Below are 23,093 nucleotides of genomic sequence, written 5' to 3' on the forward strand. Positions count from 1 at the left end.
TTCGGCGAATTGGCATTTATAGCAAGGAATGGAGCACAAATGATCTGGAGTATTCGCTATGTGCTTTCACAAACTTCAGAGCGAAAGAAACCAACGAGCTAACAAATGCGCTCATACAAGCGACAGACCATCGAAATAAATAAGCCTTTGAATCATAACAATTACATCCGATTGTAAATAATTACACTGTAAGCAAAACCTACAACTATTCAATTAAGTGAGCAAAACGTCTTGCCATGACAACACATACGAAATATCATATATATGTTTTTTCATATATTTGGTCTTATTCATGTTGTCTGTATTGTTTTTGTGTACTGCAAATGCTGCTCGCTCTCAGTTAGCAGAAGCTATTGTGAATCAGCGTTATGCTGAACACTTTAAGGCATACAGCGCCGGTACACACCCCAAAGGGATTGACCCTCGCACCCTTAAGCAGCTATCGCAACAAGGCTTGAGCAGTGACGCCTTAAACAGTAAAACCATTCAACAGCTTGAGCAACAACTGCAGCAGCAACAAGGCCAACCAGCGCTGTTTAACTTCATTATCACGTTGTGTGATAGTGCCAAACAAGAATGCGCCCTACTGCCTAATGGTGCGGCTATTTTGCATTGGAATTTACCTGATCCTGCCGCAGAAAATGGCGATGCTTTATTTGAGCAAGTCTTTGCTGAGTTAGAGTTGCGCCTTGCCGAGTTCGTGCGTTTTAACCACAACCCAGCAGCAGCCTTACAAATAGCCCCTATCGATGTATTTAAGCAGTTTAGTGACAATACTCGGCTACAAATTTTAATGCTGATTGAAGATGAACAGCGCCTTAGCGTTAATCAGCTATGTATGGCTCTAGAAGAAAGCCAACCTAAGGTTTCACGCCACTTGGCGCTGCTAAGAGACTGCAAATTGCTCTCTACCACTCGCCAAGGCCAACAGATTTTTTACCATTTAAATCCACTGCTACCAGAGTGGGTAGCACAAACGCTGTCTACCACTCGCGTGGCAAACCCCAGTTATATCAACCAGCCAATTACTCGAATTAGAGAGTTGGCTAATCCCAATTTAACCACCCCATTTGTTAATCAAGATTAAGGTACGTTTATGTCTTCACATCCTGTTTTTGCCGTTGATGTTAGCGATAGCGCTCAATTATTGTTAACCCCTTGCCCGGGTACTAAAGGTGTAGATTTGTCTACTTCACTGCAGCAACTTTGCTATAAAAATAGCCCTGCACTTATCACGATGATGACCAAGCAAGAGCTGGCAGATAACAACTTAGATGATTTACCCAAGCATGCCGTTACTTACGATATGCAGTGGTTTCATTTACCACTGGCCGACGACACCGTTCCCGATGCAGCCTGGGAAGAGCAGCTTCAAACCTTGCTGCCGCGCTTTGTACAACTGCTAAACAATGGCATGAACCTTACCATTCATTGTAAAGGCGGCAGCGGCCGCACTGGCATGTTAGCCGCGCGCATTATGTTAGCCATGGGTTTTGAACTAGACGACGCCATTACAAAAATTAAAGCGCAACGCCCTAACGCCTTCACGGTGCCTGCACAACTTAGCTACATTCAGCAATTCGCCAAATAGGACCACCTAAAATGACGATTAAAGTAGGAATTAACGGCTTTGGCCGCATTGGTCGCTTAGCGCTACGCGCCGCATACGACTGGCCAGAACTTGAGTTTGTAATGATTAACGATGTTGCGGGCAATGCCGAAACGCTAGGCCATTTACTCGAGTTTGATTCAGTGCAAGGCCGCTGGAACCAGGCAGTTGAACACAACGCCGAAGGCATTGTGATTAACAACAAAACCATTAAGTGCTACCAAGAAAAAGACCTAAGCAAGGTTGATTGGTCGGGTTGTGACGTTGTATTAGAGTCTACCGGCGTTCACCGTTCAAAAGCATTATTAGCGCCCTACCTTGCTCAAGGTGTTAAGCGTGTTGTGGTATCAGCGCCCGTTAAAGAAGACGGCGTAGCCAACATTGTTGTTGGTGTGAACGATGAGATTTTTGATGCTAGCCAGCACCAAATTGTTACGGCTGCTTCTTGTACCACTAACTGTTTAGCACCGGTGATTAAGGTAATTCAAGAGCATTTGGGCATTGAGTCTGGTTGCATGACTACCATTCACGATCTTACCAATACTCAAACCATACTAGACGCGCCGCACAAAGATTTACGCCGTGCCCGCGCCTGTGGCATGTCGCTAATTCCTACCACGACTGGCAGCGCTAAAGCAATTTGCGATATTTTCCCAGAGCTAGACGGAAAACTAAACGGTCACGCGGTTCGTGTACCATTAGCTAATGCCTCTCTAACTGACATGGTATTTACTCTTGAGCGCGATACCACCGCCGAAGAAGTAAACAACTTATTTAAACAAGCTGCAGAAGGTGAGCTAAAGGGCATTCTTGGTTACGAAGAAAAACCGCTGGTTTCTATCGATTACAAAGGCGACCAACGCTCAAGCATTGTAGACGCCAAATCAACCATGATGGTTGGCAAGCGTATGCTTAAAGTGTACGCCTGGTACGACAACGAAATGGGCTACGCCACTCGCACCAGCGAGTTAGTGCGCACCGTTGGTTTAGCAGATAAAGGCTAAACCAACATGATAAAAGCACTGCCCCAACAGCTTAAACAATACTCGCTAGTTACCTTTAACTACTGGAATTTCACCATTACCGACGGCGCATTGCGCATGTTGGTGGTGCTGTATTTCTATCAGCTTGGTTACTCGGCCATTGCTATTGCCATGCTGTTTTTGTTTTACGAGTTTTTTGGGGTAGTGACTAATTTGATTGGTGGCTGGTTAGGCGCACGCATTGGCCTAAACCACACCATGAACATTGGTTTGGCCATGCAAATTGTGGCCTTGCTAGCGCTGGGTTTGCCCTCTGAGTATTTGTCTATTCCTTTGGTTATGGCGGCGCAAGCGTTGTCGGGTATTGCTAAAGACTTAAATAAAATGAGCGCCAAAAGCTCGATTAAAGGTTTAGTAAGTGGCGACCAACAACATAGCCTGTACAAGTGGGTAGCGATTCTTACTGGCTCAAAAAACGCTCTAAAAGGTTTTGGCTTTTTCTTAGGTGGTGCCCTGCTTAGTGCAATTGGCTTTCAGCTCTCAATGCTAACCATGGCTGCGGTGTTATTTGTAGTGCTGCTATTAAGCCTAAAACTGCTCGAAAAAGACTTAGGCAAGGCTAAAAACAAACCTAAGTTTTCACAAATATTTTCTAAAAGCCCACAAATAAACATACTAGCTGCGGCACGTTTATTTTTGTTTGCTGCGCGCGACGTATGGTTTGTAATTGCCCTACCGGTATTTTTAAGTGCAAGCTTGGGTTGGTCGCACTTACAAACCGGCAGCTTTATGGCTTGCTGGGTAGTGGCCTATGGCGTGGTACAAGGCTTTGCGCCACGAATTACAGGCAGTAAATCAAGTAAAGTGCCGGGTCGCTCTTCGGCTCTTAGCTGGGCGTTAATACTCAGTGCAGTCACAGGTGTACTCGCTTACCTCATTCAACTAGGCTGGCAGCCACAAATAACGATTATTGTTGGTTTGTTAATCTTTGGTTTAGTGTTTGCCGTTAACTCGTCGCTGCACTCCTACCTAGTGGTCAGTTATGCCAGCGAAGACGGCGTATCGATGGATGTGGGTTTTTACTACATGGCTAATGCCATGGGTCGTTTGGTAGGCACTATACTGTCTGGCGTAGTGTTTCAAATGGCCGGATTAGCCGCCTGTTTATGGGTGAGCTTTGGCATGCTGGTAATAACTAGCGTGATTAGTTTAGCCTTACCAAAAAGCCATAATGAGCAGGCAACATAACCTGCCCCGTTTACTTAGCTATACAAACACTCATCGCAAGGAGCACCAATGGATCATCAGCAATTTAATCAGTTTTGTAGAGCTTTGGTCGCCACCACTTACGTGGTGCAATGGGGAGGCGCGCATGTATGGAAAGTGGGCGGCAAAGTGTTCGCTATTGGCTTTACTTTAAAAGGAGATAAGCCAGCGTTTACCTTTAAAACGTCTAACCTTAACTTCGACTACCTATCAGAATCAGAAGGCCACCGCCCTGCCCCCTACTTTGCCAGCAGAGGCATGAAATGGATCCAACAAACCGATACATCCAGTGAATTAGACGAAGAGCTTGAGTACTACTTATCGGAGTCTTATCGGATTGTTGCATCGGGGTTAACTAAGAAGAAACGCGCTGAGTTGGGTATTGAAAAAAAGTAGACGACCAGATTTGATGACTATGGCTTTGATTTAACATCGACAACAACTAATCCGTAGTAGCTATTGGTGCCATAGTCTCTTGTTTTGTTGTTTGACTACTTTTCTGCTGAATAAGGATCTTCAGCTAAAAGATACGCTCTCAAATCTGCTTTATGATCTTGAGACTTTAACCAAGAACGCATTTCTTTCAACTTAGCGTATGTTTCATTACCAAATTTAGCTTCATAAATATCAGAGAAGTTTTGTTTTGCACTGTCTTTACGAATATTGCGCTGCCAGTTTTGGGTAACTACGGCATTTAAGCAACCAGCTAATCCCTCACTCTTTAATAACTCCCATTCACCTTTATCTAACCACAACCCACCAACAACAGAGCTGTAATCAATTTTATGTTCATTTTCAGAAGATACTCTGAATTTTCGCATTATTGTTCCTGAAGACGGACACAGAATTGCTTTTTTTGTATCTGTGATTTCTGATTCTTCAATCGAGATATCTTCAGAAAAGTTGTAGTCTTCGTTCCTTTCTTTCCAAGAAACATAATCTTCAATTAAAACCCAGTTGCCACCACAATTTGAACACGTATGTGCTCGAAACTGGCCATCAATAAAACTAGGAAATAAAGCTCCATTATTACAACTTGTACAATTCATAACTTTCCTTAAACCTTAATATCTAATCGGAATTTTGATAACTACATAACTGTTTATTAAGAGGAAACACTTCTTGTTTAAACAAGGGGGTTTTCCTCTTAATACACATTTAATGGAAATGAGATTATCATTTTTTCCTCACATCATCAGCGACCTAAGCCAATAACTGACAATAAACTTAAGAAGAAAACAGATGTTTGAGGAAAGACAATTGTGAAGTGCTATATTAATGCTCCAGTGAGATAGACGAATGGCTTTAGTACGGCTTATCGGAATCTTATCGGATTGTTGCATCGAGACTGTTCAAGAAGAAACGCGTGGAGTTGGGTATTGAATAGAAATCAGCGATTCAGTCACGAATTAAACTCTAGAACTCACTAGAGTTAGTAGATAGTAGTGGTTTTAAGGTCAGCGGTAATTAGACAGATTTCAAGCTCGATCTGCTGGATGATTAACACCATCATAAGTTGGAATGTCATCTAACTCTAAAGGATTTACACCGTCTAAACAGGCAATATTAAAGCCATATTGATTGGGGTTTGAACGTCTTTGATGATGAGTGTAAATACCACATTTAGAACAAAAGTAATGTTTAGCCGTCTTCGTATTGAATTGGTATAGGCTCAAAAAGTTGGAGCCCTTAGTGATTTTTATACCATCAAGAGGAATTGACGCAACAATAGCTCCGCGCCTTCGACACATAGAACAATCACATCTCCGAGGATCAACTAAGCCGTTTGGTAGAGACAATTCAAACTGTACTGAACCGCAATGACATGAAGCTTTGTGTGTTGACTGAATATCCATTTCGTAAGCTCCAATAAGTAGAAACGTTGCGACGCTGCTAAGATTACTTGAGTAGATAAATATCCAGCAACCTGCAACACCTTTAACTTTAGCACTCACTATTTGAGTAAATTTCGAGGCTAGCGCTTTACACTCAAACCGACATTACTGAGGTATTTATTACCTGTTTTATATGCTGGTACAAACACCTCCGTATTTGTATAACGAGTCTATGATACAGAATCAACCGCAACGTCCACCTTCATTATCTTATTGTGTACAAATTTCTACTCAGCATTTTCCGATGCCCACAGCGCCATTGAATCCAAAACTGGATATAAAGAATGCCCTTTCTTTGTAAGCCGATACTCTACTCTAGGAGGGACTTCAGGATAGGCTTTTCGGTGCACAAATCCATCGGCTTCAAGCTCTTTTAATTGTGAAGTGAGTACCTTTTGAGAGACGCCAGCTAATAACTGATTCAACGCTCCAAATCGTATTGCTTTAGTGTTTTTTAGATTGTAAATGATCAGTATCTTCCACTTCCCACCAATAGAATCCAACATTTTTTGTAAAGGACATGGGTTATAACTAGTTGTTTTCATACTTTACTTACCTATAGGTTAGTACCTTACTTTTGGGTGCCTACTTACATAATGTTCCTATGGAAAATATACTTTATTACTCTCTATTTATCACTACAGAAGATGAAAACATGAAAAAGGTATTTGTTACATCAGTCACTGGCGCGCAAGGAAATAGCATTGCAAAAGCCTTCAAAAACGCAAATTACGTTGTCGCGTCAATGACAAGAAAAGAAGTAGAACTAAGTGAATATGAAACGTTGGTTGGGAGCTTTAACGATACAGCTAAACTTGCTTCTATAATGAAAGGTTCTGAAGCAATTATCTTCACGCTTCCCTTACTGTTTGATACCCAACAAGTATGTGAAATTACCCAAAACATAATTGATGGGGCTAAGGAAGCGGGCGTAGAAAAAATCATATTCAATAGCAGCTTTCCTATAGGTGAGTCGAGAACAGGATATGCAGCAATAGATGTAAAACACGATGCTTTAGATCTTCTTAATAAGTCAGGGTTAGCTGTTGTGACGCTAATGCCTACTATATATTTAGATAACTTGTCCTCTCCTTTCCTACTTCCCGTCATCAACAACGCGAATATAGTCCCTTATCCAATTTCTGAAAATATCGAGTTTGAGTGGATATCGCTCGTTAATTTGGGACTTTATTGTGTTGCCTCACTGCAAAACAGTTCTATTATCGGAGAGAAGATTTTAATTTCCAATTTAGATCATTGCTCAAAACATGACATTGCAAAACTCATAGGTAGAGAAAAGAATACTGAAGTTAACTATGTATCCAGTACACCCGCAGAGTTTGAAGAGAATTTAATTCCTGTTCTTGGGGATTATGTTGCGAAAGAAATCGCAAACCTTTATCGAAGTGTATCTAAGAATAATCAAGAGTTTAAGCATTATACCCATCACGATTTCATTAATTCAGTAGACCTGCAGACTACCGAAAGTTGGGTAAAATCAATTAGCTGGTAAGTTAAACTACGCCTTAAACGGCCACCAGCAGATAAGCGGATTAAAAGGAAAGGTGCCTTATTAAGACAATGCACTTTCCCTTCATTTATCCGCTACCTGCGCTTATTACCCTTTTTATTCGATGACTTACCACTTCGGCCACCGCGCCCTTTGCCCTTGCCTTTCGGCTCTGGGTCGGGTTCAAAGTTGCCATATTCGTCGTCATCTGCTGAATGTGCGATGGCTTTAGGCTTAGGGGCAAAACCTTTTACCACTTCACCAGCGAGTTTACGGCCAATCAAGGTTTCAATGGCGTGTAAGCGCTTGGCTTCTTCTTCACAAAACAATGAAATGGCTAATCCCGAGTTGCCAGCACGGCCGGTGCGGCCAATGCGGTGTATGTAGTCTTCTGCCTCGTAGGGGAGATCGAAATTAACCACACAAGGCAGTTGGTTTACATCAATACCGCGAGACGCGATGTCGGTAGCCACCAGCACTTTTATACTACCGCTTTTAAACCCCTCCAATACTTGGGTTCGAGCATGTTGAGTCCGGTTTGCGTGAATAGAGGCAGCGCTTATTCGCGCTTTTTCTAGCTGTGTAACCAATACATCGGCACCCACTTTGGTGCGGCTAAAAACCAAGATTTGTCGCCACTTATTCTTTCTAATCAGGTGGATTAACAACTCACTCTTACGGGCTTTATCTACCGGGTGCAGTGTTTGTTTAATGCTCTCTAACTTGCTTTGTTCATTGGCCACTTCTATCAACTGCGGATTGTTTAACATGCCTTTGCCGAGTGACTTAATCTGTTTAGAAAAGGTGGCGGAGAATAGTAAGGTTTGGCGTTTGCTAGGCAGCAATGTTTGTATGTGGCTCATTTCTTCAAAAAAGCCTAGATCTAACATCCGGTCGGCTTCGTCTAACACCAATATTTCTAGCTGGTCAAAGCTCACGGCTTGTTGATTATAAAGGTCGATTAAGCGCCCAGGTGTGGCAACCAGTACGTCGGCCCCTTCTTGTAATTGGGCTTTTTGCGGCTCTATTCTCACGCCGCCAAATACGGCAGCGGCGCTAAGCTTCATGTATTGGCTGTAGTTTTTCACACTTTCAGCCACTTGCGCTGCTAGCTCGCGCGTCGGCGTTAGTATTAAGGCGCGTACATGCTTAGGCTGCGGCAGAACCCCGCCTGCCAACAGCTGTACTACTGGCAATGTAAAACCCGCCGTTTTACCGGTGCCTGTCGACGCTATTGCCATAATATCTTGTTGCTTAAGCGCCGCAGGAATAGCTGCTGTTTGTATCGGTGATGGTTGGCTATAACCGAGCTCGGCCACCGCTTTTAATAGTTCATCACACAAGCCCAAAGCGCCAAATGACATAAATACACATTCCAATAATTACAAATACACGGCAATGATACCCGCTATCGGCTCACTTAGATTTATTCTTTTATTGGCAGCTTGATTTAACTGCTAATTAGAGAGAGAAAATGCAAACCAGCAAAGTAGCCTTTGCCACTTTGCATAGTGATAGTTACGGCCCTATAGATAGTTAATACAGCCTAGGCAGCAATAGCCCTGTGCGTTTTTTCCATTTAGCAAACTCTGGATAGCGAGACATAGATTTGTCTTTTTGCAGCATATTGCGAATAAAGAATGCCCACCAATAGGCCAACGCTAATACTGGAGCCCAATGCTGAGCCAGTATGGCAAAACCGGCATAAATGAGCATTTCGCCCAAATAGTTTGGATTACGTGTGCGGCTAAACAAGCCATTGGTAATTAGCCCTTTTTTCACACTTAATATCGCATGTTTATGCGCATCACTAACAAAATGAAAGAATACGCCTAGCATTGTAATGACTACCGCTAACGCGATAAGCCACGCCGGTGCGCTAAGTTGCTTAGAGATAATAATGTAAGGCGCTATCCAGTATGCGGCTAAGGCTCCAAACACAAATATACTGCCCGCAACTGGGTGAATAGCTTGCTCGAAACGCTTATCGCGAAAACAGGCTTCTTTAATCATCCATAAGCCGCAATAGGTACCATGCAGCGCTAAATATACCCAAGCCAGCACCCCCCAAAAATCATAGGCAATCATTAAGGCCAACACTACAAAGGGTGTGGCTATTTTGTGAGCATTAATAAAGTGCCTCACTTGAGTATTGGGCGTTGCAATTGGAGTTACCGTCTCTATTTCATTATTCATAAACTAAACCTTAAATAGATGTACGCAAACAGTGGCCTAAGCCACCGTGCATGAGCAAAACTTTGCTTAGTGAGTAGAGAGCGCTTGCGTAAAATTGGCATTGGGCGTTGGGTTCTCACCGAGCACGACTCTGGCAGACTCGCCACCATCAAACATCTCAAAGCTGTAACTCTCTACCGTAAAGGTATGAGCACGATCTAAGAGCAAGGTTTTGTTGGCACGGTCGGTAAATACTGTCCATAAAGTAGGGAAGGTAGCATTATCTAAGTACGGGTCTTGTTGGTTATATCCCGACAAACTGGTGGCTTGAGTAGCCTTCATCGAAATGAGCGCTTGGTGGCTGTTGGTCACGCCTCGCTGGTAAAGCTCTTCGGTTACTCGCTTGGCACGTAAACGACGGTCGGCGGCGCGAATAGTCGCATTAGGCTCAACTTGCTCTTTGTCTAAGTTTAAATGGTAATCAAAGGCAGGATCGTTGCTCATATAACTAGCACCATGCTCGGTATACACTTTCATTTCGCCGCCAATGTACTCCACCACTGCTACGTTACCAGAAGCATCTACCAGTTGGTAATGCACTGGCGGGTATAAGGCTTCATCTTCATGGCCCGGAATACCAGTAATGCCAGTAGGAATCACATCTACTGCTTTTAAGGCTTCTAGCGCTTCAGTCACAGTAGCAAAGTTATCTAATACAAAGTTAGGCACTTGCCCAGCATCTACGTTGGGAACATCGGCTGTATCTGCTTGAAACTCAGTACCTGCATCGGTACCTAAATACAAAATACGGGCTTCTAAACCCTTTTCATTAATGCCTTCGGCAACAGTAGCGTCACCAAATGATTCGATTTTGATGGCAGCGTACTTAGCTTTAGTACTCACTCCATCAGTTTCACTGTAACGGTTTAACATGCCACGCCCTTCACCAACTACGGTGGCATTGTCGTAACCGTTCCAATCCATAGTGCGCATGGTAATCTGCGCTTCGCCATTGTGATAAGCAGCAGTAGTACACGCGTTGGCAGTTTGCATGGCGCCAAAGGTTGAAGCCGCAATGGTTAGTGCAATAAGTGTTTTGGTCATCATTTCACCCTTGGTTTGTTGAGTCCGCATTTCGTTGATGGGTGTAGATTAACGAGGGATATAAGAAAGCAGAAACTCGCACCTATAAGTTTAAGTTTTAGGTTAATTTGAGTGTTATAAGGAAAAGTAGCTATCTTAAGCAATTAGTCAGTTAGGTTCTAAGTATTTGCTATTGTTAATAGTCTCTAATGAATCTATCGCTAGGTTTGATGTTGGGATGATGACTTTAGTAAAAGTAGGTAGGGATCGGGTTAATGGTAATAGATGATACAGCCTTTCAAAAAGTAAAAGGGTTTACTCCACAAGCGTGGTCAATAAACCTTGATACCAACCAATTTAACTGCCCACAACAGCTTATATCAACATTGGGCTACCCTAATCAGGCCATTCTGACTCTATCTCAACTATTCGCTGCCTTTGAAAAAGCACAACTAACGCAGCTAAAAAAGCACATCAAACAGGCTTTAGAAACCGGCGAGTCAATCATTCAAACGGCGGTACTTAACGCCTATCAACACCGCTACATTGCCGAAATAGTTATTGACGGTTCCACGGTAGATAATAAAGAAGTCACCGGAACAATAGAGCTAAAACAATACTTTCTCACTAAGCAACAAGAGCTGGAGTTTCTTAAAAGCATATTCAACAAATCGAATGAAGGGTTCATGATTGCGGATGTAAACCATACCATTCTTAAAGTGAACCAAGCCATGTGTCGCAACACCGGCTACCCCGAACATGAACTGCTAGGCCAACCCGCAGCCATAATGAAAAGCGGCCGCTATACCCAAACCTTTTATCAGAAACTTTGGCAGCATGTAGACCAGCATAAGATTTGGACAGGTGAGTTACTGGCCAAAACTAAACTTGGAGAAGTGTATGCTCACGAGGTTCGAATACAGCGTATAGACTTACCTGGCGATACCCATGTTTACGTATCTTCTAGTCATCGTTTAGATACAGCAACAGACCTTTGGGATGAAGATGACCCTAACGGCAAAGCCAAAGTACATGTGCCCGACAAAAATGCCTTTACGAAAAAGCTCAACGCTGACTATCAACAACTCGGAAACGAAGTCACCATTATTTGCTTAGTGTTTAACGTCTCTCTCGCCCAAACCGCTAGCTCAATGACTCGCCAATGGCTTGTTGCTCAGCGCTTCAGTAGCTTGGTTTCGCAAGGTCACCTTGGAATACTTAATGCAAAAATGTTTGCGGCATATTGGGTTGTACCTAAAAAAATGGAAGACATTGAAACCACTTTAAAGCAAGCAATGAAGGCCCTTGAAGGAAACAACAGCGATGAAGATATAGGCTTATCTGCCACGGTGAACGGCGGTGTATCGGTACTGCAAATTGACGCAACTTCACCGATTCAATTACTAAGCCATGCCACTCAGGCACTCATTGCTAACCCTAAAGATAATGGCTCTTCCTTGTATTATTTTGACCGACGCTTAGCCAAGCGTTTTGATAGAAAATCAATTTTGGCCGCTTTACTCAAGCAAGCATTAACAGAAAATAAAATAGAAGTTTATTATCAACCTATTGTTGCTACACCCGAGCTAAAAATAGCTAAATTTGAAGCCTTGTTTCGAATAAAGTTAGACACAAACATCCCTTATAATGTGCAAGAGCTGATTGAAATTGCTGAAGAATACAGCTGGATAGACCAAGTTGACGCAGCAGTAACAAAACAAGCTTTAAACGATTTGCCCATTTTACAAAAACACTACCACAGCGCTAGGCTAGGCATGTCGATCAATCGTTCGGTGGTCAATGACCGCGTTTCGCACTGTTGTTTAGAAGACACCTTAGATATTTTTGAGAATAGTGGCACAGACTTAAGCCTAATCACTCTTGAGCTTACCGAGTCTGCCTATTTTGATGATTCTTACTACCACTCTGAATGGTTAGATAAGTTAAAAGCACATAATATTGCGATTGCTCTCGATGATTTTGGAACAGGGTATTCTTCATTTTCCTATTTACGACAAATACCGGTGAATATTGTAAAAATTGACCGCTCCTTTGTATCTGGTTTAACCGAGCAGTCGAATGAATATTCAATGATAGATATGCTCTGTAAGCTCACACATAAAATGGGTGGGCAAGTCATTGCAGAGGGCGTAGAGACGAAAGAGGAACTCTTTTTACTCTCTAAATTGAATGTAGATATGCTACAGGGTTACATTTTTAGTAAACCTAGAAGCTTGCAAGATATACTGGCTGACAGTGAAGATAATATTTACCCGCAGCTGACTCAGTATGTTCACAAAGATGACATTGTTAACGCTCAAACCATAATGCAAAGAGAACTCCCCAAAGTTGGCCCCGACGACAAGCTAAAAACCGCACTCGAAAAACTTAAAAAGCATGATTCAAAGCACTTATTAGTCATCGATAAAAGCCGTTGTATTGGGGTATTGCATCAAAGCGATGTTAACGCAGCCATTAGTCCCTACCTAAATACTAAAGGCGAGCAGAATCGAGATTTGATGACGCTAAACAAACGGGTTCACCAAGTTATGCATAAAGATCATTTACCTGTAGACATGGATACGTCTTTTGAGTTGCTACTCACTCAGTTCACAAGCAAACCTGATACTGTCGTGGTGGTAGAAGGAACAAATGGCGTCTGCTTAGGAATGATTTTGCTAGAAGATCTGTTAGTGAATCACCAAGGTTTCATTACTCGCGAACACTAAATTCTACGGATAAAGTTCATCAAAAAAACTTTGCAGCCGAGCCCTTTTTATCCACTAAACTATTCAAAATTTGGGTACACTTACTGCATTGTCACCTTTTAAATAGTAACTGCGATGGATTATTTAGCTTTGAACAAAGCAGCTTGGGATAAACGTACCGCGCTGCATGTAGACTCTGAATTTTACGATGTACCTAGTTTTATTGCTGGCAAAAGCTCACTTAAATCTATTGAGCTAGATTTAATGGGCGACGTAAGCGATAAGAAGCTATTGCACTTGCAATGTCACTTTGGCTTAGACAGTCTTTCTTGGGCGCGTTTAGGCGCACAAGTCACCGCTGTAGATCTGTCGAGTGAAGCAATTAAACGCGCCGAAGAGCTGGCGGCAAAGACCGGCTTAGATGCCGCGTTTATCTGTGATGATGTGTACCATTATGGCGAGGCAACTCAGCCAATTCATGATTGGGTATTTGTCTCCTACGGCGCCTTATGTTGGTTGCCTGATATTAATCGCTGGGCACAAGTGGTTGCTGATAGTTTAAAGGCTGGCGGCAAGTTATGTTTAGCTGAGTTTCACCCAGTGCATGACTTGATGAGTGGCTACGGCTACTTTCATCGTGAAGAGGCAGACATAGACGAAGAAGGCACTTATACCGAGAACGATGATGGTGAGACAAGCCAAATGCTTAACTGGGGTCACCCTTTGTCTGATGTGGTAAATGCTTTGATAAAAGCGGGTTTGGTGATTGAGCAACTCAAGGAATACGATTACAGCCCTTATAACTGTTTTGAGGGTTTAAAAGAACGCCAAAGCGGTGAGTTTATTTATGAGCACGAGCATTACGAATCACCCTTGGTTTATAGCATTGTTGCCAGCAAACGCTAGGCCTTGTTAAAGCAATTCAAACAAAAGGCGAGCTAATTAGCTCGCCTTTTTATTGGCTACATCTAGCGTTTAATCGTTATCTTTAATGGTTACCCAAGTACTAGTAATATTGCCTAGCGCCGTTGGGTAAGCACCAAATAACAGTACTTTAAAGCTCTCATCAGCTTCGCTGCGACGATCATCGATAATACGAGCACTTACGTTTTTCACACCGCTTTCGCCTTCATTCCAAGTAACGCGTTGAATAAACGGTGCGCGGTAATCACGCCAGCTAGCTGAAGACGGCAGGACTAATACCCAAGCACTAGTCTTGCTAGTGGCTTCACCATTAAGCACCACTGGAATGTTTATGCTGCCAGCGGCTTCGTCTACTTCTATTTGCGCTTGCGCCATAGACACCGTTAACGCGGTGGCGTCATCAATCAACAGCTCTACTTTTGGCACGACCAATTTAGCAGTGCCTTGTTCAATACTTAGCATTAGGTAGGCCGTTTCTTGGCCTTCTACCAACTCATCGGCAAAGGCAGCAAGGTTAAGTGTTTGGCTGCTCATGTCGTTTGCGCCCCAAACCAGCTCACCACTTTCTAGCGCTAAATCGCTAGCATCGGCACTGCCTGCAACTACTTGGTATTTAACAACCACATCACCAAAGTCACCACCTAGTCGCTCAAATACTAATGAGCTTGTGGTTCCTTCAACCAAGTTGGCTTGAGCCGCAACACTAATGGCGCCTGCGCTACGCATATCTAGGCTAATCACCACAGGATCATGGTCTGATGCGCGGTAAGCATTTGGGGCGTAAAAATTAGCCAGTTGCGCATCAGATTTGTATTCAGTGTTGTAATCTAGGCCTGTAGGTTCGTCGGCATTAATGTGCCAATCGGTGGCATCTAATACCCGCGCCGTTAAGGCGGCATCGGCTAATGCATGGTCTAAGCTGCCAGCTTCTTCATCGTAATAGTATGAATAGCTGTTAGCTTCAAACATTGGCACTAGGTTGTTAAAGCCCGCAGCCTCAAAGGCTAACATTGGGTCTTCTTTGGCGTAGGCGTTAAAGTCACCTAACAGCAGTACATTTTGTTTTTCGCTAAAGAACTGGCTCAAAGTTTGTGCAGCTAGGGTACGTTGGCCGTTACAGTTACCTTGGCCGTCCCCCATGTCTGGGTCACCTAAAGCGTTACAATTGCTGCCTTTAGATTTGAAGTGGTTTACCGCAACGTAAAAGCTTTCGCCGCCGTCTACCATGCTAAATTGTTGCACCAATGGAACGCGGTGTTTAGCAGTATCTGCATCAAACGGGGAAGCGTGAATTAGCTCTGCATCGCCATTGGCTTGCACCGCTTCTGGTTGGTAAATAATGCCCACGGTAATCATATCGTTACCGATACGATCAACTAGGGGCTTTACCGCAACATAATGCAGAGCTTCTGGCAGTTGAGCATTCACTGCATCAATCAAATTTTGAATCGCACTGTCTGCTGCAAAGCCATTGTTTTGAATTTCCATCAAACCCACAACGTTGGCATTCATGGCAACCATGGCCGACACTATTTTAGCTCGCTGACGCTCGAACTCTTCTGCGGTATCTGCACCACGAAAATCCGTCGCATTATCAATGTCCAAATCGGTGAAGAAGTTAAGCACGTTAAAGCTGGCAACACTAAGGTTACCGAGTTCATCAAGTTCTGGAGCCGCCGTTCTTGGGTTAGCATCAATTACAGTTGGAAGCGCTGTTGGCTGCACACGGAACTGACCAAAGCTGTAATTAATCACCCCTTCTACGCCTGTCATCTGCGAGCCTGCACGTAAGCTGTTCAAAGCAGAAAAGTTAGGAAAGTAGCTGATCTCGTCTGGGTTTTGCGAGCTTAAACCATCGTCTAATACCAATCGGTTAAGCATGTTAGCGTCAGCCAAGGCTGCCGCTTCAGGCGTATTTGCTGGGTATACTTGTGTTGATTTAAAGCGTTTACCTAACGACAACACCGACTCACCATAACGGTTAAAGGTGTAAGCTGGAGTAACGTGCAAGGTTTGCGGCAGGCTGACACGCATGCCTTCTAAATGATATAAATCTTGGTCTACTAGGGGTAGCGTTAGTGTTGTTGCGCTAGGCAAATCCTCATTGCCACACACCAATAAAGCCGCTACATCTTTAAGCTGATTGCCACCGCTATACTCAGCCACGGTAGCTTGTACTCTAACGCGTTGGCCCACGGTAACAGGATCATTAAAGTGGTATACAAAAATACCTTCTGAGGTTTGAGCGTCAGCATCCCAGTTCGCATCGGCATGTTGAACAAAAAAACCAGACAATTGATTATCCGTTCCATTCCCTTGGAAATCACCCACCACCACCGCTTCTACAACAATCTCTTGACCCAATATGTTGCCAGAACGAATGCTGTGAATAGCCGTACTAGGATCACCACATTGACCGATGTCTGAAACGGGCGGGTCAATTGGGCCGCCGGTGTCGTCACAAGCTTGTTGGCCAATACAACCTAAACCATCTACGGTATCTTTAGCGTAGTTAAACCAGCGTGAGGAGATCACGAACTCTTGGTTGTTGTCGTTATCCGGCGTGCTCTCACTTAAACGGCGTAAGGTTTGGTCTTTAGTAGACGCACCACCATCCCCCCACGTTTCACGCACACCAATTTGGCCAACACGATCCACTAATACATCATTGGCATACAAACCAAGCGCATCGTCGCCATTAAAGTTAACCACGCTTGATTCAATGCCTACGCCTACAGGAATTAAGGCATTGTCATTGTTACCAATAACTGCATTACTATTCACGTATACCAAGGTCTCGCCAGGTGCTAATACACCGCTTAAATCTTGGGTATTGGTAGCACTAGTGGCACCATTTGAGAACAAACGAAGCTGGTAATTAGCACTGGCTAAGTCCACCGCTTGGTCGCCGTAGTTGGCAATTTCAATCGCTTTGTTAAAACTACTTCCTTCAATGTATTCACTAATCAATACATCGGCTTGTGAGCTAGCACTTAGCGCACATAGCCCTACTAACATTATTTTATTGGGGTTCATAATACTCGTCCCTGAGAAAACAAAACATGCCACAACGAAGTGGCGCCATTAACTGGTCTAGCCTGACGAGAATTGATGACAGAAAAACACAATAACTGCGAACAAAATGTGACATTTTGTTGACAAAAAACAATAAATACAAAGAGATAAGCAAGAAAAAGCCATTTAGTGAGGCGTTAAATAGCCTTATTGTTGAGCAGGTAGCAGTGTGATTAGGCGGCGTATTTTAGCCAAATTACCAACCATAAACATGACTTATGGATTAACTGGATGAAGCTGGTCTGTCGGTTTTTCTAAGATGAAATAAGCCAATAACGAACATAGGGATTCGCTTTATTGCTTAAACAACACGATGAAAATTTGATAGTTGCGGACAGATTGATAAACTGACTCAAAGCAATTCGTACTTCAATTTAGCTGAATCAGCCTTAAAGAAATAATCGATAATCTCTAACCAACACTAGAGTGCTCACTAAAAGCGGTAGGGCTTAACCTTTGATTTGTTGCTACCTCACTAAGGACGTTCTACGAATAGCCCCACTAAAACGCCACACCAAGTTAATATAAAAATGCTGAACACCAGATGAGAATCACCATCGCAAACATTATGTAAACATAAGAAATTAATTGCGTTAACTGTAAACAGTTATATTCTAAGCAGATATTTGTATATCAAGGAAGATAACCTTAATGTTAAGCCGTTCGATAACACTACTTTTCTTAACTTTTTTACCCTTAATCGCTAGCGCAAAAGTATATACCACCACCTTTCAAGTAGCTGATGCATACTCTTCAACAGAGGCAGTTAAATTAGCCTTATATAGTTCGTTGGTTCGACGAGGGTGGACAGTAGAAGAACAAAAGAATCAACAAACTACCGCTCATCTACATAAACGCAATACTAAAGCTAAAGTTGTTATTGATTATAGCGCTAACCAAGTAAGCATTAACACGACAGGTACCCGGACTCATATCACTCCAGGCAGAACGCGAAGTGATCCGGAAACAGTGGTTGAAAAAGACTTCAACCCTAAAGGCTGGATAAAAAACATTGTCAACGATACTAAACGTTTAATACCTAACACCATAAACCAAGCGGCTAATCAGACTCCGAAAAAAGAAAACTTAACCGAACAACTCACTGAACTTAAAACACTCTATGAGCAAGGTCTAATTAGTGAAGAAATTTACCTAGAAAAACAACGAACGATTCTCCTTTAAGCAGCCATTGAGCAGCTGAGTTAGCGCGGTTCAACATACTTCAATGTAGAATTTGGAATCGCGCTAGCACTTGGTTTAAGAACCAAGCCAACAATCACGCCAACGACCAACAAACTCGTTACGCTTAGCGCCACAATACCCTGCCAGCCCCAAGCGCTATAAAATGGTTGCATTAACACACCACCACCAGCGGCCCCCACATAATAACTAATCGTATATAAAGCCGACGCGCTGGCCTTGGCTTTAGTGGCGTGTTGATTCACCCAAGCGCTGGCCTGTGCATGGCTAAAGAAAAAGCCCATAGAAGACACCACCATTGCCAGCAAGATCATCCAAAGTGGCTCAAATAAACTCAATGCACTAGCAACGGCCATCACTAACAAGCCCAGCAAAATACATAACTTGCTGCCGTAACGCTGAGCGATTCGCCCAGCTGAAGATGCGGTAAATGTACCGCCTAAATAACTTAAAAATAATAGAGAGGTTAAGCTTGCAGGTAGCGAATACGGCGCGTCGGCCAAAATAAAAGTCAGGTAAGAAAACTGATTAATGAATACGCCAAAGGCAACCCCACCCACTAAGTAAGCACATACTAACTGGGGATTCTTTAGGTGACGTTTATAGTTCGCCAGGCTGCTACATAAGCGCCAAGTTTGGCGAGTATGGGCTGACTCTTGTGGCAGCAATACAAACACCAACATTGCCATTAATAAACTCAGTAGCGCCACCACGATAAAGGCCATTTGCCATGAACCGAGTAAATCGGCACTCCAGCCGCCCAATAAGCGCCCGCCAATGCCGCCTAATGAGTTAGCCGCAATAAAAATACCCACCGCTTTAATCAACGCGCGTGAGTCTAACTGTTCGGCTAAGTAAGCAATTGCTACCGCGGGAACACCGGCTAAACATACGCCCTGTAAAAAACGTAGCGCAATAATGGCATAAAAAGACTGGGGATGAGCCAAGCCAATAAACAGGCTTAAACACGGCACAACAGCAATCGATACTAATAGAATTTTGCGTCGGCCTACTGCATCAGACAGTGAGGCCAAGAATAACAACCCCAAGGCCATACCCAACATAGCGGCCGACAACATGGCGCTAGCGGCTAAAGGTGAGATAGCGTAGCTCTGAGCAAAAATAGGCAATAGAGGCTGAACAAGGTAAAGATTGAAGAAGGTAACTAAAGAGGCTGTAGACACCGCTGCGGTAACTTGCCAAAAACCTTTACTGTTTTGCTGATACTTCATTAGCACACTCTTAAATAGCACGTTCTTCACGCTCTGATGTACTAATGCTATGCCTCCGCTTTGAATAAATAAAATATATTAGTATTATCGAAGCTATAAATTTTACTTATGAGTAACGATTGTGGAATTAAGACAATTACGCCAGTTTGTCAGTGTGGTGCAACTGGGTAGCTTTACTGCAGCGGCTAAACAGTTGGGCGTTGCCCAGCCAGCGATTAGCGCCACAATCAAAAAACTCGAGCAACAACTATCGATACAACTACTTCAACGTAACGAGCGAAATGTCAGCTTAAGTACCGAAGGAACAGTGCTATACCAACACTCCATTCAACTGCTTAAACAAGCTGAAGACGCCGAGCAAGCGATGCAGTCTCTAAAGGGGCTGGACAGCGGCACCGTAACCATTGGGATCCCTAGCATGATGGGTTCTTATTTCTTTCCGCCCTTGCTCATGGGTTTTAAAAGTCTCTACCCACAACTCAACCTTTCTGTGATTGATGCAGGTACCGAGCTGGTTAGGCAAAAATTGCTTAGTGGTGAACTCGATTTAGGCATTGTTGTCACTCAAGATGTGCCGCCAGAACTGCACTGTGAACCTATTTACAAAGGTGAACTACTGGCTTGTTGCAGCCAAGATAATCCGCTTAGCGCACAAAGCAGCATTAGCCATCGCGAATTTCTAAACCATGAATTGGTGCTGTTTCGCGAGGGGTACTTTCACCACAAGGTGATTGAACAGATCAGTCGTGAACAGCAACAGGTGCCACAAGTCTCTTTTCAAACCAACCTGATCCCGCTCATTAAGTCGATTGTTGCCAGAGATTTTGGCATAACTACCCTACTTAGCATGGTAGTTCAACCGGGTGACTCTCTGCATTCGCTAAGCTTTGATCCACCGTTTCACTTAGAGCTAGGGCTGGCTTGGCGACGCGATGCGTATATGTCGCGTGCCAATCAGAGGTTTAAGGATTTTGTGTTGGAGAATTGCACTCTAAACGAGGGCAGCTAGTTGCTCTTGTGCGGCATCCATTTGCTGCTTGGCGGTTTCATCACCCATGCTCAAGGCTTCGGCATAAACCACTTCAACATCAGTGATGCCTAAAAACCCAAGAACCACCATTAAATGAGGAATTTGAGTGTCGGTAGCTGCGTGTTTATGAATCCCGCCTCGTGTCGTGACCACGATCGATTTCGTATCCTTTATCAAACCAACCGGGCCTTGTTCGGTATATTGAAAAGTAAGCCCAGCACGCACCACTAAATCTAGCCAATTTTTTAACTGTGTAGGAATCGAAAAGTTATACATTGGCGCAGCAATCACCACCACGTCGGCGGCTTTAAGCTCATCCACTAAACGGTTTGATAAAGCGAATACTTTCCGCTGTTGTTCGCTTAGTTCATCCCCGCCTTGCAGTGCCGAGATGACTTCAGCACTCAACACCGGCAGAGGCTCTACGGCTAAATCTCGACTCACTACCCTTGCATGTTGCGCAATGTAACGATTACTCAGTTGGTCAATCAGTGCCGATGAGCTTGAGTGCTCTCCCAAAATACTTGATTTAAGCGTTAATACTGATGTCATAGTTATGTCTCACTCGATGCCATAATTTTAGATGAGCTACTGTATCAATATAAAAATGGAACAAAAAACACAAATATTAGCCACAAGCATTCGACTAAATAGACAGGATTGATATTTAGCGGGTGTTTAGCGACTCACTTCAAATTCAAACAATTATCGATATACTTAGCCTATTAAAACCTTCAAGGATGAACTCTGTGTCTAGTGAACCCACTACCCAAAGCCCTATGCAAAAACGGCTTTACGATATAATTTTTGGCTACAATACCCCAGCCGGAAAGCGCTTTGATTTACTGTTAGTAAGCGCCATTATCAGCAGTGTCATCGTGGTAATTCTCGATTCAGTGAGTGAGTTTGAACAGCTCTACCACACCTGGTTTATCGCCATTGAAGTGGTATTTACGGTATTTTTCACCCTCGAGTATATCGCCCGTTTATACTGCTCGCCGCAACCTAAAGAGTATGCCAAGAGTTTTTATGGTGTGGTCGATTTACTGGCAATTTTGCCCACTTATTTAGCCCTGCTCTACCCAGCTGCGCAGGTAATGCTGCTATTCCGCTTATTGCGGATCCTACGGATACTTCGCGTATTAAAACTAGTGCGATATATGAGTGAAGCCAACGTGCTATTGCGAGCACTGATGCTGGCTCGTCGTAAGATTTTAGTATTCTTATTTTGTATTTGTTTAACCACCACTATTTATGGTGCCTTGATGTATGCCATTGAAGGACCAGAAAATGGCTTCACTAGCATTCCTCGCAGTATTTATTGGGCCATTGTCACCATAACCACGGTAGGTTATGGCGATATTTCTCCTGCCACACCTCTAGGCCAAGCACTGGCAGCCTTGGTCATGATTACCGGTTTTTCGATTATTACCGTGCCTACCGGCATTGTAGGTGCAGAGCTGGTTAATGAGATGCGCCGTGAGCAAAGTGAACACCGTTGTGTGCACTGTGAACGCGCTGGTCACGACCACGACGCTGATTACTGTAAACATTGTGGAGCCGATTTGTTAAATGTGTCATAAAAATGTATAACTGCCTGCTTACATTACCCAGCTACACTAAAATGATTGATGGCATGCGCCTGAGAACCAAAGAGGAATTAGCATGGCAGTTATTGCAGGACACCGTGGCGTAGCAGGCAGCTCCCCGGAAAACACCCTAGCGGGCTTAGACCGCGCCGTAGAGTTAGGCCTAGAATGGGTCGAGTTTGATACCTTTTTAACCAAAGACCACCAGCCCATCGTATTTCACGACGAGCATTTAGAACGTTGCACCAATGGCAGCGGCAAAGCCACCGAATACACCTTAGCGCAATTACATTCGCTAGACGCTGGCGCTTGGTTTTCTCCATCGTTTACCGGCCAAGCCCTACCAAGCTTACGCCAGTACCTCATCCATGCCAAAAAGCTGGGCTTAAAGCTCAACTTAGAGATGAAGTATCACAACCAACCGCGCCAACAATTGGTTGAGGCTGTAGTCGCCGAAATAGCCCATTGTGATTTCCCACTCGACCGTTTGCTTATTTCTAGCTTCGATCACCAATTGTTACTGTTTATGCACCGCCACGCTAGCCAATTTGACTTAGCCCAGCTCTATGAAGAAATCCCCGAGAATTGGCAGCAACAACTTCAAGACATTAATGCGCTAGCCTGCCATTGCGACTATAAAACCTTGAGCGTTGCCCAGGCCAAACAAATCAAACTGGCGGGTTATCGTTTGTCTACATACACTGTAAATGAGCCCACCGAAATCACCGCATTGTTACCATGGCTAGATATGGTTATCAGTGACTTTCCTGAGCGATTTAACAAGCCCATGAGCACAAGCTAACACTTGGGCTCT

The 23,093-nt window shown here is 43.7% G+C and carries 21 protein-coding genes; 12 read left to right on the forward strand and 9 right to left on the reverse strand.

What is annotated here, in order from left to right:
- Positions 1-292: 292 nt before the first annotated feature.
- Genes Q4549_RS06005 through Q4549_RS06025 form a run of 5 tightly spaced genes read left to right on the forward strand, consistent with a single transcriptional unit; the run spans position 293 to position 4,254 of the window.
- A complete protein-coding gene (locus tag Q4549_RS06005; protein WP_303550129.1) occupies positions 293-1,087 on the forward strand; it encodes a metalloregulator ArsR/SmtB family transcription factor in 795 nt (264 codons plus the stop codon).
- 9 nt (positions 1,088-1,096) lie between these two features.
- Positions 1,097-1,591 (forward strand): protein-tyrosine phosphatase family protein, encoded by a 495-nt coding sequence (locus tag Q4549_RS06010; RefSeq protein ID WP_303550132.1) that lies wholly within the window; start codon positions 1,097-1,099, stop codon positions 1,589-1,591.
- 11 nt (positions 1,592-1,602) lie between these two features.
- Positions 1,603-2,613 carry an ArsJ-associated glyceraldehyde-3-phosphate dehydrogenase gene (locus Q4549_RS06015; RefSeq protein ID WP_303550134.1) on the forward strand — a complete coding sequence of 337 codons (1,011 nt, stop codon included), beginning with the start codon at positions 1,603-1,605 and terminating at the stop codon, positions 2,611-2,613.
- 6 nt (positions 2,614-2,619) lie between these two features.
- A complete protein-coding gene (gene arsJ, locus Q4549_RS06020; RefSeq protein ID WP_303550137.1) occupies positions 2,620-3,840 on the forward strand; it encodes an organoarsenical effux MFS transporter ArsJ in 1,221 nt (406 codons plus the stop codon).
- A 48-nt stretch (positions 3,841-3,888) separates the two neighbouring features.
- A complete protein-coding gene (locus Q4549_RS06025; protein WP_303550140.1) occupies positions 3,889-4,254 on the forward strand; it encodes an MmcQ/YjbR family DNA-binding protein in 366 nt (121 codons plus the stop codon).
- Positions 4,255-4,349: 95 nt separating this feature from the next.
- Here the strand turns inward: Q4549_RS06025 and Q4549_RS06030 are convergent, their stop codons facing one another.
- The 3 genes from Q4549_RS06030 to Q4549_RS06040 all read right to left on the reverse strand — a co-directional run bounded on the left by Q4549_RS06030 (position 4,350) and on the right by Q4549_RS06040 (position 6,298).
- Positions 4,350-4,907 carry a zf-TFIIB domain-containing protein gene (locus tag Q4549_RS06030; protein WP_137671781.1) on the reverse strand — a complete coding sequence of 186 codons (558 nt, stop codon included), beginning with the start codon at positions 4,905-4,907 and terminating at the stop codon, positions 4,350-4,352.
- Between the two features lie 429 nt (positions 4,908-5,336).
- The gene (locus Q4549_RS06035) at positions 5,337-5,714 is read right to left on the reverse strand and encodes a GFA family protein (protein ID WP_303550144.1); all 378 of its coding nucleotides are present in this window, start codon (positions 5,712-5,714) and stop codon (positions 5,337-5,339) included.
- Positions 5,715-5,980: 266 nt separating this feature from the next.
- The gene (locus Q4549_RS06040) at positions 5,981-6,298 is read right to left on the reverse strand and encodes a helix-turn-helix domain-containing protein (RefSeq protein WP_303550147.1); all 318 of its coding nucleotides are present in this window, start codon (positions 6,296-6,298) and stop codon (positions 5,981-5,983) included.
- A 110-nt stretch (positions 6,299-6,408) separates the two neighbouring features.
- Here Q4549_RS06040 and Q4549_RS06045 point away from each other — a divergent pair, with 110 nt between their 5' ends.
- On the forward strand, positions 6,409-7,266 hold the full coding sequence (locus tag Q4549_RS06045) for an NmrA family NAD(P)-binding protein (protein WP_303550150.1): 858 nt from the start codon (positions 6,409-6,411) through the stop codon (positions 7,264-7,266).
- 92 nt (positions 7,267-7,358) lie between these two features.
- On the opposite strand, the gene Q4549_RS06050 is transcribed toward Q4549_RS06045, so the two are convergent.
- The 3 genes from Q4549_RS06050 to Q4549_RS06060 form a co-directional block, all read right to left on the reverse strand.
- A complete protein-coding gene (locus tag Q4549_RS06050) occupies positions 7,359-8,627 on the reverse strand; it encodes a DEAD/DEAH box helicase (RefSeq protein WP_303550154.1) in 1,269 nt (422 codons plus the stop codon).
- A gap of 172 nt (positions 8,628-8,799) precedes the next feature.
- Positions 8,800-9,459 (reverse strand): isoprenylcysteine carboxylmethyltransferase family protein, encoded by a 660-nt coding sequence (locus Q4549_RS06055; RefSeq protein ID WP_303510691.1) that lies wholly within the window; start codon positions 9,457-9,459, stop codon positions 8,800-8,802.
- Between the two features lie 66 nt (positions 9,460-9,525).
- Positions 9,526-10,545 carry a linear amide C-N hydrolase gene (locus tag Q4549_RS06060; RefSeq protein ID WP_303550157.1) on the reverse strand — a complete coding sequence of 340 codons (1,020 nt, stop codon included), beginning with the start codon at positions 10,543-10,545 and terminating at the stop codon, positions 9,526-9,528.
- Positions 10,546-10,796: 251 nt separating this feature from the next.
- Here Q4549_RS06060 and Q4549_RS06065 point away from each other — a divergent pair, with 251 nt between their 5' ends.
- Positions 10,797-13,250, forward strand: a complete 2,454-nt coding sequence (locus tag Q4549_RS06065) for an EAL domain-containing protein (protein WP_303550160.1) — start codon at positions 10,797-10,799, stop codon at positions 13,248-13,250.
- 114 nt (positions 13,251-13,364) lie between these two features.
- Positions 13,365-14,135: a class I SAM-dependent methyltransferase gene (locus tag Q4549_RS06070; RefSeq protein ID WP_303550163.1), complete on the forward strand. Its 771-nt coding sequence runs from the start codon at positions 13,365-13,367 to the stop codon at positions 14,133-14,135.
- Between the two features lie 69 nt (positions 14,136-14,204).
- On the opposite strand, the gene Q4549_RS06075 is transcribed toward Q4549_RS06070, so the two are convergent.
- On the reverse strand, positions 14,205-17,189 hold the full coding sequence (locus Q4549_RS06075; protein WP_303550166.1) for an ExeM/NucH family extracellular endonuclease: 2,985 nt from the start codon (positions 17,187-17,189) through the stop codon (positions 14,205-14,207).
- Positions 17,190-17,879: 690 nt separating this feature from the next.
- On the opposite strand from Q4549_RS06075, the gene Q4549_RS06080 reads away from it, so the two are divergent.
- Positions 17,880-18,410, forward strand: coding sequence for an SHOCT domain-containing protein (locus tag Q4549_RS06080; RefSeq protein WP_303550169.1), 531 nt, complete (start codon positions 17,880-17,882; stop codon positions 18,408-18,410).
- A gap of 20 nt (positions 18,411-18,430) precedes the next feature.
- Here Q4549_RS06080 and Q4549_RS06085 read toward each other — a convergent pair whose 3' ends face one another.
- Positions 18,431-19,660, reverse strand: a complete 1,230-nt coding sequence (locus Q4549_RS06085) for an MFS transporter (protein ID WP_303550172.1) — start codon at positions 19,658-19,660, stop codon at positions 18,431-18,433.
- Positions 19,661-19,781: 121 nt separating this feature from the next.
- Between Q4549_RS06085 and Q4549_RS06090 the strand changes: the two genes are divergently transcribed.
- On the forward strand, positions 19,782-20,669 hold the full coding sequence (locus tag Q4549_RS06090) for a LysR family transcriptional regulator (protein ID WP_303550174.1): 888 nt from the start codon (positions 19,782-19,784) through the stop codon (positions 20,667-20,669).
- On the opposite strand, the gene Q4549_RS06095 is transcribed toward Q4549_RS06090, so the two are convergent.
- On the reverse strand, positions 20,652-21,242 hold the full coding sequence (locus Q4549_RS06095; protein WP_303550178.1) for an FMN-dependent NADH-azoreductase: 591 nt from the start codon (positions 21,240-21,242) through the stop codon (positions 20,652-20,654). The genes Q4549_RS06090 and Q4549_RS06095 overlap by 18 nt on opposite strands.
- A 188-nt stretch (positions 21,243-21,430) precedes the next feature.
- On the opposite strand from Q4549_RS06095, the gene Q4549_RS06100 reads away from it, so the two are divergent.
- Positions 21,431-22,273, forward strand: coding sequence for an ion transporter (locus tag Q4549_RS06100; RefSeq protein ID WP_303550181.1), 843 nt, complete (start codon positions 21,431-21,433; stop codon positions 22,271-22,273).
- 82 nt (positions 22,274-22,355) lie between these two features.
- Positions 22,356-23,081, forward strand: a complete 726-nt coding sequence (locus Q4549_RS06105) for a glycerophosphodiester phosphodiesterase family protein (RefSeq protein WP_303550184.1) — start codon at positions 22,356-22,358, stop codon at positions 23,079-23,081.
- Positions 23,082-23,093: the final 12 nt, after the last annotated feature.

The sequence above is a fragment of the Agarivorans sp. 2_MG-2023 genome, from assembly GCF_030548085.1.
Lineage (GTDB): Bacteria > Pseudomonadota > Gammaproteobacteria > Enterobacterales > Celerinatantimonadaceae > Agarivorans.

Coding starts and splice junctions, on each gene's coding strand:
- Q4549_RS06105 (WP_303550184.1), top strand. CDS start 22,356: ATGGCAGTTATTGCAGGACACCGTGGCGTAGCAGGCAGCTCCCCGGAA.
- Q4549_RS06005 (WP_303550129.1), top strand. CDS start 293: ATGTTGTCTGTATTGTTTTTGTGTACTGCAAATGCTGCTCGCTCTCAG.
- Q4549_RS06030 (WP_137671781.1), bottom strand. CDS start 4,907: ATGAATTGTACAAGTTGTAATAATGGAGCTTTATTTCCTAGTTTTATT.
- Q4549_RS06050 (WP_303550154.1), bottom strand. CDS start 8,627: ATGTCATTTGGCGCTTTGGGCTTGTGTGATGAACTATTAAAAGCGGTG.
- Q4549_RS06055 (WP_303510691.1), bottom strand. CDS start 9,459: ATGAATAATGAAATAGAGACGGTAACTCCAATTGCAACGCCCAATACT.
- Q4549_RS06085 (WP_303550172.1), bottom strand. CDS start 19,660: ATGAAGTATCAGCAAAACAGTAAAGGTTTTTGGCAAGTTACCGCAGCG.
- Q4549_RS06035 (WP_303550144.1), bottom strand. CDS start 5,714: ATGGATATTCAGTCAACACACAAAGCTTCATGTCATTGCGGTTCAGTA.
- Q4549_RS06080 (WP_303550169.1), top strand. CDS start 17,880: ATGTTAAGCCGTTCGATAACACTACTTTTCTTAACTTTTTTACCCTTA.
- arsJ (WP_303550137.1), top strand. CDS start 2,620: ATGATAAAAGCACTGCCCCAACAGCTTAAACAATACTCGCTAGTTACC.
- Q4549_RS06100 (WP_303550181.1), top strand. CDS start 21,431: ATGAACTCTGTGTCTAGTGAACCCACTACCCAAAGCCCTATGCAAAAA.
- Q4549_RS06025 (WP_303550140.1), top strand. CDS start 3,889: ATGGATCATCAGCAATTTAATCAGTTTTGTAGAGCTTTGGTCGCCACC.
- Q4549_RS06045 (WP_303550150.1), top strand. CDS start 6,409: ATGAAAAAGGTATTTGTTACATCAGTCACTGGCGCGCAAGGAAATAGC.
- Q4549_RS06065 (WP_303550160.1), top strand. CDS start 10,797: ATGGTAATAGATGATACAGCCTTTCAAAAAGTAAAAGGGTTTACTCCA.
- Q4549_RS06015 (WP_303550134.1), top strand. CDS start 1,603: ATGACGATTAAAGTAGGAATTAACGGCTTTGGCCGCATTGGTCGCTTA.
- Q4549_RS06060 (WP_303550157.1), bottom strand. CDS start 10,545: ATGATGACCAAAACACTTATTGCACTAACCATTGCGGCTTCAACCTTT.
- Q4549_RS06070 (WP_303550163.1), top strand. CDS start 13,365: ATGGATTATTTAGCTTTGAACAAAGCAGCTTGGGATAAACGTACCGCG.
- Q4549_RS06095 (WP_303550178.1), bottom strand. CDS start 21,242: ATGACATCAGTATTAACGCTTAAATCAAGTATTTTGGGAGAGCACTCA.
- Q4549_RS06075 (WP_303550166.1), bottom strand. CDS start 17,189: ATGAACCCCAATAAAATAATGTTAGTAGGGCTATGTGCGCTAAGTGCT.
- Q4549_RS06040 (WP_303550147.1), bottom strand. CDS start 6,298: ATGAAAACAACTAGTTATAACCCATGTCCTTTACAAAAAATGTTGGAT.
- Q4549_RS06010 (WP_303550132.1), top strand. CDS start 1,097: ATGTCTTCACATCCTGTTTTTGCCGTTGATGTTAGCGATAGCGCTCAA.